Source organism: Pedobacter petrophilus (assembly GCF_009674725.1).
GTDB lineage: Bacteria > Bacteroidota > Bacteroidia > Sphingobacteriales > Sphingobacteriaceae > Pedobacter > Pedobacter petrophilus.
Genome location: NZ_WKKH01000033.1, coordinates 40501 through 53455, shown reverse-complemented (window position 1 = coordinate 53455; position 12955 = coordinate 40501). Strand labels below are relative to the sequence as shown.

Annotated in this window: 15 protein-coding genes; 8 read left to right on the top strand and 7 right to left on the bottom strand. The window is 38.8% G+C overall.

Going from position 1 to position 12955, the window contains the following annotated elements; translation table 11 throughout:
• The first annotated feature begins 170 nt into the window (after positions 1 to 170).
• Entirely contained in the window at positions 171 to 803 is a 633-nt protein-coding gene (locus tag GJU39_RS17515; protein ID WP_154282297.1) for a class I SAM-dependent methyltransferase, read from the top strand.
• 261 nt (positions 804 to 1064) lie between these two features.
• Here GJU39_RS17515 and GJU39_RS23640 read toward each other — a convergent pair whose 3' ends face one another.
• The 3 genes from GJU39_RS23640 to GJU39_RS17505 form a co-directional block, all read right to left on the bottom strand.
• Complete coding sequence (locus tag GJU39_RS23640; RefSeq protein ID WP_342448223.1) at positions 1065 to 1331, bottom strand: nuclear transport factor 2 family protein; 267 nt, start codon at positions 1329 to 1331, stop codon at positions 1065 to 1067.
• 6 nt (positions 1332 to 1337) lie between these two features.
• Complete coding sequence (locus tag GJU39_RS23635) at positions 1338 to 1505, bottom strand: nuclear transport factor 2 family protein (protein ID WP_209437678.1); 168 nt, start codon at positions 1503 to 1505, stop codon at positions 1338 to 1340.
• Between the two features lie 101 nt (positions 1506 to 1606).
• Positions 1607 to 2662, bottom strand: coding sequence for an NADP-dependent oxidoreductase (locus GJU39_RS17505; protein ID WP_209437677.1), 1056 nt, complete (start codon positions 2660 to 2662; stop codon positions 1607 to 1609).
• Between the two features lie 132 nt (positions 2663 to 2794).
• On the opposite strand from GJU39_RS17505, the gene GJU39_RS17500 reads away from it, so the two are divergent.
• Positions 2795 to 3151 (top strand): winged helix-turn-helix transcriptional regulator, encoded by a 357-nt coding sequence (locus GJU39_RS17500; protein ID WP_154282296.1) that lies wholly within the window; start codon positions 2795 to 2797, stop codon positions 3149 to 3151.
• Positions 3152 to 4332: 1181 nt separating this feature from the next.
• Positions 4333 to 5436 (top strand): lipase family protein, encoded by a 1104-nt coding sequence (locus GJU39_RS17495; RefSeq protein ID WP_167515715.1) that lies wholly within the window; start codon positions 4333 to 4335, stop codon positions 5434 to 5436.
• Positions 5437 to 5995: 559 nt separating this feature from the next.
• Here GJU39_RS17495 and GJU39_RS17490 read toward each other — a convergent pair.
• The 4 genes from GJU39_RS17490 to GJU39_RS17475 all read right to left on the bottom strand — a co-directional run bounded on the left by GJU39_RS17490 (position 5996) and on the right by GJU39_RS17475 (position 8990).
• Positions 5996 to 6388 carry a hypothetical protein gene (locus GJU39_RS17490; protein ID WP_154282294.1) on the bottom strand — a complete coding sequence of 131 codons (393 nt, stop codon included), beginning with the start codon at positions 6386 to 6388 and terminating at the stop codon, positions 5996 to 5998.
• A gap of 878 nt (positions 6389 to 7266) precedes the next feature.
• Positions 7267 to 7704 (bottom strand): BLUF domain-containing protein, encoded by a 438-nt coding sequence (locus GJU39_RS17485; RefSeq protein ID WP_154282293.1) that lies wholly within the window; start codon positions 7702 to 7704, stop codon positions 7267 to 7269.
• 412 nt (positions 7705 to 8116) lie between these two features.
• On the bottom strand, positions 8117 to 8830 hold the full coding sequence (locus tag GJU39_RS17480) for a type 1 glutamine amidotransferase domain-containing protein (RefSeq protein WP_154282292.1): 714 nt from the start codon (positions 8828 to 8830) through the stop codon (positions 8117 to 8119).
• A gap of 7 nt (positions 8831 to 8837) precedes the next feature.
• Positions 8838 to 8990 carry a hypothetical protein gene (locus GJU39_RS17475; RefSeq protein WP_154282291.1) on the bottom strand — a complete coding sequence of 51 codons (153 nt, stop codon included), beginning with the start codon at positions 8988 to 8990 and terminating at the stop codon, positions 8838 to 8840.
• A 545-nt stretch (positions 8991 to 9535) separates the two neighbouring features.
• On the opposite strand from GJU39_RS17475, the gene GJU39_RS17470 reads away from it, so the two are divergent.
• The 5 genes from GJU39_RS17470 (at position 9536) to GJU39_RS17450 (ending at position 12953) form a co-directional block, all read left to right on the top strand.
• Complete coding sequence (locus tag GJU39_RS17470) at positions 9536 to 9688, top strand: hypothetical protein (protein ID WP_154282290.1); 153 nt, start codon at positions 9536 to 9538, stop codon at positions 9686 to 9688.
• Positions 9689 to 9712: 24 nt separating this feature from the next.
• Complete coding sequence (locus tag GJU39_RS17465; RefSeq protein WP_154282289.1) at positions 9713 to 9892, top strand: hypothetical protein; 180 nt, start codon at positions 9713 to 9715, stop codon at positions 9890 to 9892.
• A 123-nt stretch (positions 9893 to 10015) separates the two neighbouring features.
• Positions 10016 to 10192 carry a class I lanthipeptide gene (locus tag GJU39_RS17460; protein WP_154282288.1) on the top strand — a complete coding sequence of 59 codons (177 nt, stop codon included), beginning with the start codon at positions 10016 to 10018 and terminating at the stop codon, positions 10190 to 10192.
• A 124-nt stretch (positions 10193 to 10316) separates the two neighbouring features.
• On the top strand, positions 10317 to 10484 hold the full coding sequence (locus GJU39_RS17455) for a class I lanthipeptide (protein WP_154282287.1): 168 nt from the start codon (positions 10317 to 10319) through the stop codon (positions 10482 to 10484).
• A gap of 51 nt (positions 10485 to 10535) precedes the next feature.
• On the top strand, positions 10536 to 12953 hold the full coding sequence (locus GJU39_RS17450) for a TonB-dependent receptor domain-containing protein (RefSeq protein WP_154282286.1): 2418 nt from the start codon (positions 10536 to 10538) through the stop codon (positions 12951 to 12953).
• Positions 12954 to 12955: the final 2 nt, after the last annotated feature.

The window sequence follows — 12955 nt, the reverse complement described above, 5'->3', positions numbered from 1 at the left end:
TTCTGCTTTTTTCAAGCAACAACTCTGGGGGTCAATTTAAAATTGGCGAAAGGGGGTCAAATTTATTGGTATATGCAGATATCAGCTAAATTTTCCATTTCCTGATTATAAAATTAACGTAGATTTACGTATTGCAACTTAATTGCATAGATATACTTAGCATCATTATTATGACAGAATTTTGGGAGGCAAGTTTTAAAGATAAACAAGAGATGTGGGGATGGGAACCCGCTGATTCCGCCGTATTAACCTTAGAATTATTTAACAAGCAGAAATCAAAAAAAGTTCTGATTCCGGGATTTGGCTATGGGAGAAATGCCAAAATTTTTATAGACAATGGATTCCAGGTAACTGGCATCGAGATATCTGAAAGTGCAATTAATTTAGCAAAAAGGCAATTTGCTGAAAGTATAAAAATATATTCTGGTTCGGTTTACTCCATGCCATTTGACAGTGAATTATATGATGGAATATTTTGTTATGCTCTACTTCACTTATTAAGCGCTCAGGAACGGGTAAAATTTATTAACGATTGTTATAATCAGCTTAGACCCAATGGATACATGGTTTTTGTGTCTATTTCTAAACTAGATTTTAGATTCGGACAAGGCAAAGAATTAAGTACGGATACATTTGAAACTTGGCCTGGACTTAATTTGTTTTTTTACGATGAAGATTCTATTAAATTAGAATTTGGCAATTATGATTTAATAAATGCTGAAATTTTAAATGAACCACTTAAGGATTTAGGTGATAAGCCCGCTCAAAGATTTTGGTATATAACATGCCATAAAAAACATTAATCAGTTTAACATTTCTCAGCTGTTTAATGCCCGGCAAAAGGAGGATATACTGTCTCAAAAAACGAATGTTTAGCAAAATAATTATGATCAAAAACCCATTATCAAAAACAGCAAAACCGCTTAGATTAATGAAATGGGTTTTTGATAATGCTACAAAGAGAAAGAGATTGATCAGGCTGGTTTAAAGAAAGTTTGATATTATACAATACACATTTCAGAGCTAACATAAATTATTAACTAAGGAGGGAATATTAGTATTGTTCATCGACTAAGCTCAGTTTTTTCTTGCCAGTCGAAATCTCCTATTCGCCTGGCGATGAGCCATCGGTTGTTCTCCAGGATGTAATCATCATGGTAAATAGCCCCAATGGTGGTCTTCATTTTTTTCCCGTCCTCGGTAGAGATCAAAGTAACCAAACAATAACACGTTCCGGTAGCGTTGTCACCATCAAGGTTTACTACCTGCTGCCCGTTAAAATGGTAAACGGTTTCAAAGGCTTTAAGAAAATTGCCAAAGGCTTTCGCTATTTCCTTTCACCCTTGCAGTTTTAAGATGGCTATGCCTCCGGCAAAAGTATCTGACACCGCATTTTCAGAAAACAACTGTACCTGGGCATAGAAATCTTTTTTATCCCCCAAAATAGAAACGCTGTCAACAAGCTCTTTGAGGGATAATCTATCTTCTAACGCTTTAATATTCATAATTGTGTTATTGCATCGATTTAAAGTAACGTTGTAAATCATTTAATAATCAGAAACTGTGTCTCTTACACTATCATCATTTTATGCTTACGGAATGCTCATTAGGCTACAGTGAGGACAATTTTACCCTGGATGTTTCCTTGAGCAGCACGTTCATGTGCTTTGCCGGCGTCCGCAAGGGGAAACGTACTGTCGATAGCTACGCGAATTTTTCCATCGTTGAGCAAGCGGGCAAGTTCCGCAAGTTGCGCACCATTCGAACGAACCTGGGTTGCTGAGACCGTTACACCTAGTTTTTCCGCCTCTTCAGCACCCGAAAAGCCCAATGGAAAAATCGGGAACAAGGCACCCCCACGTTTTAGCGTGCGTAGGAACCGACGAGTTGTGGGACCGCCAACTCCGTCTACAACGAGATCAGCATCATGAATAACGTCCTCCGGAACAATCCTGGTATAGTCAATAAATTCATCTACCCCGAGATCGCGCAAGAACGCTTCATGCTTGCCAGATGCCACGGCGATGACATGCGCACCCTTCCATTTTGCCAGTTGAACAGCGAAGTGCCCCACGCCTCCGCCTGCACCGTTGATAAGCACCTTTTTGCCTTCCAGCGGAACAGGTATGTGTTTGTAAGACTGCAGGGGATTCGGTTCGTCGTGTCCCAGTTCAATCATAAATTGCCAAGCGGTTAGCAACGACATGGGAGCCCCGGCGGCATGCACGTGATCTATACCAGTTGGCTTGAGTGCAACTTCTAATGCTGGCACACTTACATATTCAGCATAACCTTTGCTTTCTCCCATCATCCCGGTAGGAAAGCGAACCATCGAATACACCTCGTCTCCAACAGCGAAATCTGTAATGTCGTCAGCGACTGCATCGATAACACCCGAAACATCTGTTCCCAGGATGATGGGGAAATTCACTTTTGGCTGCCATTCTGGAGGAAGTGCCTTATAGCCGTCGCGTAAATACCAGTCGGGGGGATTGAGGCCCACCGCATGGACGCGAATACGCACTTCACCAGGGTTTATCTCTGGTGCCGGCGCATCTTCATATACCAGTACCTCGGGGCCACCGAATTCGTGCTGGCGAACCGCTTTCATTATTATTGGCGCGCTTTCTATCTTATCTAATTTATTTTCAATTCGTTCCATGTCTGTACTTATTAGCGTAATAAGCTGCAAACTTAGACTGTTTTATTACCTTTGGCAAGTATGTACTTATTTGTATGTTACATACTAAAAAGTATCTATATCTGATTATCAGTTATTTAAGCCTAAATAAAAATGAAAATAAAGTCAGAAATTCCAGAATGTATAAAAAAATGCGGAGTTGAATATGCTTTTAAGCGAATTGGAGGAAAGTATAAAGGCCGAATCCTGTGGCATCTGAGCTTAAAGACAGTATTGCGTTATGGGGAATTAAGCAGGACATTGCCAGATATTACTACTAAAATGCTCACTCAAACATTACGTGAACTGGAAGATGATAAACTGATCATCCGAAAGATGTATCACGAAGTGCCACCTAAAGTAGAATATTCATTGAGTGACACCGGTCTGGAATTAATCCCATTTATAAACTATTTACACAATTGGGGCCAAAAACAATTAGAAAACGAATTATTGCCCAACGAACACTAATAAGTAATATTCAACTGACATAGTGTTATTGATGACAGTTATGACGATGGGATTGGTCGTATCAAAAATCGGTGGAATAATGGAGGATACAAGGACAGAGCATAAGCCAGGATTGTTTCAAAAGCGAAGATTTCTCTTTTTGCCGTAAAGCTGGTAAAGGCTAATTGATGAGTACCATCTTAAAAATGGAAGGATTTTCTTTTTATATAGAAACAGCAGTACTAATACCTGTGAAAGCAAAAAGCAAAGTGACACCCAAACAGTTGTGCCAGCCCCTCCCCATCTATCGTATCATCATTAATATTCCAAACTTTCTCTTTCATCAAATCTTTCCATAACCTAGTTGAAGTTTGTTTGTCAGCAATCTTAACCTGGAATAAAGTATTGATAGATGGTGCCTGATCAATGGCCAGGTAATTAACATGAGCTATGGCTTACCCTCGTACTGGGCTTTGGTATATACGGAATGGCATAGGCATACTGATAATGGCGGTAATACCCAGCGCTTTCATTTTCAGTAACCCCACCCGATTATACTGGCTGCCTAAAAACAGATCCGCCGTGATCTGGCAGCGTTTGAGCTGCGGCATTCGGTAAATAACCCGGTAGATATTGTCATAATTATATTGAAGGAAAAGTCCTGTTAGCTTTAGCGAGCTTTTAATTTTAGTTAGCACCATCGGTTATTTGGTTTGGGCAGGTACCAGCATCCGGATAGAACCCGGAACCATCTCCAGCTTAAGTTTTTTAGCAAAATGCTAAGTCATTGATAATGAACGAGAAATGACTGCTTGTATAAAAAGCGGGGGCCTCTGAGCTTACAATTAATCATAGCCTATGTCAACCTATATTCCCAATAATTTGCTAGCAGGAAACGAAACATTATATGATGAAAAATGGAACCAGAGGTAATAGTGGGTCCTGTCCTTAGATTCACTAGCTGATAAAACCACTGTGCATTTCTAATAATTCGAATTCCCGTAAATAGCAGCATGTTCATTATGATAGCTCGTTTCATTTTTTTTATTTGTTTTGTAATAATAATTGATTATGTCTGCTAACTGCTTATATTTGAGGATAAACGTTCTTGTACAAGGAAATCGATTTAAAGAATCCGGTACTCCCGTTTAGAACTTAGATTGATAGTATAAAATTCTGATAAGGCATAAAACTAAATGATTATGAGGTTTAAGCTCATATTGGCGCTTTTCTTCTTTCCCTCGCTTTCTTTCGCACAGAAGAAACAAACTTTCCATAAAGGATTTGACGCATGGGAGAGCAATAATCTGCTACAACTTAGCCTTGCATATCTCGACACAACTGCAGGAAATAGATTTATTGATTACCTGCCTTCTTACAGATTTCTTTACCGTTCAAAAAGCATAGGTCTTGACAATGCGTATGATCTATGGGTGCGCACAGATAGTACGATTGTCATTACGCTGCGGGGAACTACAGCCGATAGCCGGTCTCTGCTTGCTGATTTTTACTGCGCAATGGTTCCTGCCAAAGGCAAACTAGTTCTTGGTAAAAACGACACTTTTGAGTACAATCTTGCCAAAGACGACCGTGCAGCAGTTCACGCCGGATTTCTATTAGGGTTTGGTTTTCTTTCCAGGGATATCGGGCCTAAAATCGATTCGCTTTACCAGCGCGGTTTTCATAACTACCTTGTTGCCGGCCATAGCCAGGGAGGTGCTCTATGTTATTATGTAAGTGCATGGATGATGCACCTGAAAGACATAGGAAAATATCCGCTGTTGGCGATAAAGACCTATTCCAGCGCATCGCCTAAAATGGCCAATACCTATTTTGTTTATGATTATGACAGTCGCACACGTTCTGAATGGACCTATAGTATAATAAATACCGCAGATGTAGTGCCGGAGATGCCGCCTACAACGCAGCAAATCGAGCAGGATATGAATACCCCCAATCCACTCATGGCGCTATACCAAAGGATGGATGGTTTGCCATTTTTAAAAAGGATCCTACTAAAAAGGGCGTTTAATAAAATGCGGAAGGGCTCACAAAAAGCCTCACTTGCCTACCAGAAATACCTGGGTGGCTATACCGAAAAAATCATACAAAAGGCAATGCCCGAGATTGATCTCCCGTCAACTGTTAATACAACCTATTTTCAGCGCCCCGGGGTGCCTGTTACACTACAGACAAATCCGGAATATGATCAGCATTTTAAAATCAATGATGGACCATATTTTCATCATGGTCTAAATGCTTATCAATTCCTGCTGGAATATTATTACCCCGAAGCATTTCAGTAAATGAACCATGCTTAAGGTGTTTTAGCACCCGATTCGAAGCTTTCGGTAATCAGATATGGCGTGTTTACCCCCGATAGCTGGTTTTTCCGGATCATCAATAAGGGGTTCCTTTTTTACTACAGCCAGAAATGGCCAGGATAACGAATAATCCCGAACTGAATAATAGATTTTTAATTTTCATGTTTTATTAAAATTTGTTGTTTTTACTAAGGCTACGCTCCTTTTTGAACGTGAATGAAATATTTCTTTGTCTGTGACGATAGAAAAAGCGATGGAATCGCAATGATATACTATAACGTTATAAACGAAGACAGCTTTAATTCCGCAGAAACTATGTCTGTAGGAGCCGCAGATTATCAGAAATATTTTGATAGGCACACTTGTTAAGCGTCATGAATGCAGGCAACAAGGCCCACGCTTGTTCCCGAACGCACAGGAAATATATACTTTATCTATGATGATGGCAGCAGGATAGGATCGCAATGATATAAAGCAACGTTATAGCGTGCAAGATAGTATTCAATAAAAAACCTGGCTTACGCGATAAACTTGATTTTTTTTAGAAAATTAATTTGCGTTTATCCCTCGGTTTCCGAGACCGTAACACGAGTACACAGCCCAGGGTGAAAGGTAAAAAAAGCCAGGCATAATCATCTATTGGCAAACAGGTTATCGGCACGTTAGCCGTTGCAAGAAACAGGTAAGCGGTACTGGTACCACCAACCTGGCAGGCTGTTGTACTTACCGAAATACTTGTGAATGTTGTACAACTAATTGCTGCGCCGGAAGTTGCATAAGGAGATGCGCTATAATTGTTACCGGATATTCTCTGGTAATAGAATCTTCCTAATCCTCCTCCTGAAGGTTGGCTATAACAGCCAGTAATTTGAGCCGATGCCAGCACAGGCAATGTAAATAGGGAAACGAAAAGCAAAAACCGTAAACAACGCATAAACGAATAGTTATAATCACATTAGTAAAGTAAAGTGAGGCAAAAATTTCCCGGGTAATGGAAATTACTGAACTGCCATACCAACAAAAATGAAGTGAACTGAATTGACAACTGGAATGCCACAAAGCTAAGGCATCTGTTTAAAAATATGAGGTCACATTTTAAATACCGATTAAAAAATTACATTGTCACAAATACACGACCGTAATATAAACCGCTATAAACACAAGTTAAAAAGATACATTGAAAGTAAGATTTGGGCTCAGGCTCACATTCGTTTCCGAACGTGTGTGGAACACCCCATCGTTTATGCAGATGGAGAGCGTGATAACATCGCAACGATATACTGCATTCGTTATAAACGAGCGGAAGCTAGCACCTCTTCCATTTACATTAATGAGCCTGGACATGCAGTAGTGTCTGGCAGTTGAATTTTGGATAGTGCTGGAGATTTGTTTATAAGGGCTGTTCTGCATTTACCACCCATTTACGGACCTATTGCCCAACAAATACATAAACGGCTGTTTTAATTGATCAGCAGGATCATCGGAATTTATATATTATTGAAATGCATAGCGCTTTAAATCGTCTGAATAACCATGTAAGGTCTTCCAATAGGGCGTGATTGAACCAGGCTCCCGCGCATTTCAGCGCCCGCGTGAACTATACTTTTCTCTGTAATGATTACAAACACAATAGCATCGCGACAGTTTTACACCCGGTTTTTGAATGCACATTGGTTCGCTCCCCATTGGGGTTCTATTGGAGTCCTGGTGCATGATGGTTGCATTTTATGGCATGTTAAAGGTTTGCCGTTTCAATATGTGCCCGGTTTATATCGAATGAAGGGGAAAATCAAAATAAGGCATAGAGAGCTATTAAAGATAATCATAAAAAGACCTCATAAAATCCATCATCATATTATTGTTGATGGTTCCATGTATAGCAATTAATTGAGGGTCTAGCTTAAAAAAATCTTGCAGAATAGGGTTGTTTTCCAGCTGCATTTTTTCAAAACCCATCTCCCAGGAGTCGAAATGGCGCTTTTCTATCTTACCCTGTTTAATCAGCGTAACGGAATGATGTCTGGAATCTTTTTGAATGTTTTTAAAAAGAGCTATAACTTCGTTTTCTGGCCCTTCCAGTACCTGAATGAATTTGCAATGATGCGTATCGCCCAGCATCCCTTCAATATAAGCCAGGCAACCGGTAAGGTGATGGTCTTTGTTCCAGCTCCTGGAGTACCTTAAAATTTCTTTAAGTGCAGTGGGTTGCATTACTTCTGTGGCAGTACTGGTATACAATAAGCTATACATAATTCCTTGTTCAAATGATTTAATAAACCAGATCCGTTAGATTAGCATTTAAAGTGGTTTCAACTTCAAATGCGATAGGTAATTTAATTAAAATTTCCCTGCGTGCTACATAAAGTTTTTATGAAGGTAGATAAATGAATCGCTGATGCACCTGGTTACTGATCGCCTACCATTAAAATAGTGGATTAACCATAATTCAGGGCAGGTTTACTTAAAAGAACAGGAGAAACCGGTGGTAGATTGTTGGGGTAATACTGCAATAAATTGGTTTAATACCAACATGCAGCATAAAAAGGTGGTAATAAGGGCTTTTAATTTAAAAACACATCTATAAACAAACTGATCAATTTGCGCATGCAATGGCCAAATTGATCAGTTAAATACAGCATGATAAATCTTAATTTTAGGGCAACTATGCTTCAACAGCTGGCGTGATTTTTTCTGGCTCTTCCAATAGCGCAATTAAAGCTTTTGCCGTTGGCCCTGCAGAAAGCGGGTTTTGCCCGGTAATGAGCAGGCCATCTCTTTCTACATGAGAAAGGAAAGGAATTAAAGCCGTTTTTACTTCGGCGCCCAGTTCTTCGAGCCTGGTTTGAAGCAGGTAAGGAACATTCCCGCTGCGGCCCACCAGTGTTTCTTCTGCATTGCTAAAAGCCGAAATGGTTTTACCTGTTAAAAAGCCAGGTCTCAGCCGGCTTGCGCTAATTAGTGCTGCGGGGCCATGGCATACCGCGGCCACCGGTTTGCCGGCATCCAGGAAATCGAGAATCAGTATGCCGCTATTGTTATCAACCGCCAGATCCCAGATTGGGCCATGTCCGCCCGGATAAAATACGGCATCAAAGTCGATTGCATTTACCTGGTTTAATACCGTAGTATGGGAAAAGGCTGCTTTTGCCACTTCATCATCCTGAAACCTGCGGTTAGCACCGGTGATATTTTCCGTTAATTCGCTCATGGGGTCTACCGGTGGCCTGCCGCCTTTGGGGCTGCTTAGCGTAACCTGGTAACCGGCATCAATAAATTCATAATATGGATCTGTAAATTCGCCCAGCCAAACACCCGTTTTACCCTCGGTGTTTTCCATTTCGCTGTGCGAAGTAAGTGCCATTAAGATCTTTTTCATGTGGAGATTATTTTATATCGTCAGGAGCTAATTCATTTCCTTCTTCATCTACGCGCTGGTGTTCATCCCAGTTGGTACCTTCAGTAGGTTTTGTTTCGGGGTTTACATGCCCCTCATTTTGATCTGGTACCTGTTCGTCTTTTTCTTTAGGATCTATCATGATTTTCTGTTTTTATTTTTATAAAGAACAAAATGCTTAAAGAATGGTTCAGAGAATTTGTAAGCAGTTATAGTGATGTTAATAACCATCCTTAAAAAGAGGTAAAAACGAAAGCAGCACGGGCATAGTTCCTGGCTGACCCTCAACTTATGAAGTAAAATTATAGCGATTTTTTGATAGAATTATCAAACATTCTTCTGTTCATATCCTGATCAGACAAGCCAATCTACAGGTTAAAGATAGCAACCCAGAATATCTATTTGGTTGAATGGTAAGCCAATTTTGGATTGAAGTTTAATTTTTTGACTTGTTGTATATGCTTTCTATTACCCAAATATTTATGATTTAAGATCAATTAAATGTTTATGTAAACATAATTTTTATCAATTGAAGATCTCGTCTGATCATAAAGTCAGCTATAGCTAATTTTTAATGTGTGATATATCCATGCTTTTGTCATGAAAACCCATCATTTGGTCGAATATATTCTAAGAAATAAACTGAAAATAGAATGTTTGTATCATAAACAACAAACAAAAACGAATATGAAGCGCAACTCAAACAACATTGAAGAATTAGAACTGAAAAGAGAAATCATCACATGTGAAAATACTAATGGTGGTATCGCTAACAAAGACTATACGGTACTAGGCGAAACGCTTACGATGACCAGTACTATGACAGGTTTCGTTATTTAAATTACTAAAACAAAATTATCCATTATGAAAAAGTATGAATTTAACCCAGAAAGTAATGAAGAAGATTTTCGCCCCTTTATGGATGATGAATTAGGAATGATCTTGGGTGGCGGGGGCGAAGAACAATTTCTTTATTATTTAAAAGAAGAACACCGTAATCAGTTCGATCAGAATGACGGGAGTTTCCAAAAGTTTAATCACTAATTACGTAGGCCACGTAGTTTAGCATTAATAAACTCATTTAAATAGGCACACCGGTTAGCATTATTTGAATGAGAACATAATTAATCAAATCAATCAATCAAACCATTTTAAAAATTAAACATCATGAAAAAAGTTAATTTATCAGAAAAAGTACAATTAGACAAAGAAATCATCTCAAAATTGAGTGAAGAACAATTAAAAGAAATTGAAGGTGGAAACGCTGCAGAATTATCTTGCTGGTCAGATTCTTGTAAAAACAATACCAAAGCTTCTTTAGAAGAAGATAGTTTCGGAAACTAAAACCTTTAAAAGAGTGTGCCGTCTAGACCTCGGCGCACTCTTTATTAATCAAAATCAATCCGCAGGCTTAAAGTTAAGATAGCCAAAGCGATGAGCCATTCAGTCATATTAAATAAAAGTTAACATGAAAAAGGTAAAGTTATCAAATAAGGTTCAATTGGAGAAAGAAATTATTTCAGAATTAAGCGAAGAGCAGTTAAAGGAAGTTCAGGGGGGTAATGCTACCGAATTTTCCTGTTGGTTAGACTCCTGTAAGGGGCCGATGAAAGAACAAGATGCTATTGACGATTAACCAACCCTCCATACTTCCTATTACCTACACTACCCGAAGAATATCAGTATTATGAAAAACAGAAACCACCACCCTCTCTTATACTTAGCCCTGCTATCCTTTTTTATGTTTTTATCGGGCCTAAATATGGTTTATGCACAGGGGAAAATAAAGGGAAAAGTAGTAGACGATAAAAAAATTGGTATTCCTTATTCTAGCGTTGCTTTGTGGAATGCAGATGGAAATATGCTGATAAAAGGCTCGATAACAAACCTCGAAGGGTTGTTTGCGGTAGAAACAAAGGCAGGAGAATATACATTGATTATCAGTAATATGGGTTTTTTAAAAGTAACAAGAAAGATTGTGCTTTCTAGCGATAAAGACTTAGAGGTTGGTGAAATTACGCTCAACTCAGATATCCAAAACCTCCAGGAAGTTAAAATTGTAGGGAGTAAACCCTTTGTTCTGCAAAAAACCGATAGGATTATACTAAATGTAGGCGAAAGCGTACTTGCAGCGGGCAATGATGCGTATAGCATTATTGGAATGGCACCTTCTGTACAAATGACAAACGGGAATATTTCAATGGAAGGAAAATCAAATGTATTGATTATTTTAGATGGGAAAAAAATACCTAATGCCACGCTATCAAACATTTTAAGTGCCATCCCCGGAGATCAGATAGACCGCATAGAACTTATAACCAATCCATCATCAAAATATGATGCCAGTGCCAGTGGTGGCGTAATCGAAATTTACACTAAAAGAAGCAAAAAACTAGGTTGGACAGCCAATACAGGTGGTAACCTCACCCAGGGTTACAGATTTGGTGGCGGCGCAAACGCTGGTTTAAGAATCGGAGCCCCCAAATTAGATTTCACCTTAAACGGCAGTTATACTAAACGTGGGCACATTGAAAAAGGCTATGATAACAGGGTGCTGTTTCAAGGCAGAAACCGCGTTGGTGATTTTAATCAAACTGTCGACATCTCTGATGGTGCAGCAGCGGATGGAAGCATTAATGCGAGCTTAAATTATTATATTAATAAGAAAAATACAATTGGTGCTGATTATACCTTTGTAAAAGTTCATATGTATGGAAAGGGAAATGTCGATGCATTGATTACTCAGCCCAACAACTTTAGTAAAGTAAATACCTTTAATAATTTAGACCTGAAAGTAGATTTTGCTAATTATGATGTTTTTTACAAACTGGATCTCGATACTTTAGGATCAAACCTGTTATTAACCACCAATTATACCAATTATATCAGTAACCAGAATCAGCAATTTAATCAAGATAAGTTTAATAATGGTGCTGTTTCGCCAGAGGTTTCGCTGTTTAGAAACAAAGCATCATCCAACTACGATATTTATACTGCTTCATTGGATTATACGCAGCAATTAAATCCAAAATTAAAACTAGAAAGCGGATTAAAGTATACATACACCCATAATAACAGTCTTCAGCATCCGGCTAATTTTGTAAATAACCAATGGCAGGAAACCGGCGGCAACTTTAGCAGCCTCGGTTACAAGGAACAAATTCCGGCAGCTTACCTAAACTTTAATTATGAAACCGGAAAGTTTAATGTACAGGCAGGTTTGAGGGGCGAATTTACGCAATACGCAGTGGTAATGGGATTAGATTCCAATTACTTTAACCTTTTCCCAAATGTTAGGGCAGATTATAAAGTAACTAAAAATTATACTACTTCTTTGGCTTATGCAAAAAGCATCAACCGGCCTTCATACGATGACCTGATTCCGTATGAGCTTTACATTGATAATTATACCCTTACCAGGGGTAATGCTTTGTTAAGGCCAGAGTATCAGCATTCCTTTACATGGTCTAATCTTTATAAAAAATACAGTTTTCGGTTCGGGTATACCCAAACAGAGGATGCCATTATGAGCACCATCTTATATGATCAGAACAGTTTGAGGTTTATAAAAACTAAAGCGAATTTCTTAAAAAATCATTTGGTAAGTGCCAGTTTGGGTTTTCCAATCAAATTTGCTGATTGGTGGAATTCAAATAACCGGTTATCAGGTTATTATCAGAACATTCGCTTTCCTGATCCGTTAGAAAATACAAGTATTATGATCAGAAAAAAATATTATTTTACAGTATTTTCTAACCATACTTTTAAAATTTCGTCAACAGTTTCCGGTGAGTTATCTGCTTCTTACGAATCGCCTGTTATTTCGGGGATTTATGATTACAATGAATACGTTAACGTAACGGCCGGGATCAGAAAAAAAATATTTAAGAACCTGGGGTTCATTAAGCTTGATGTAAGTGATATTTTTTACAAGAACAACCAGCTCCTGTCTACCAATATAGTTCCACTCATTACAGAGAGCATACATCGGGTTGATACCCGGAGGGTACGCATTGCGTTTGGTTACAATTTTGGGAAAATAGATAAAGACCGGCGTGTACAGACCAATGGTAATGGTGATGAATTGGGTAGATTAAAATTGTAATT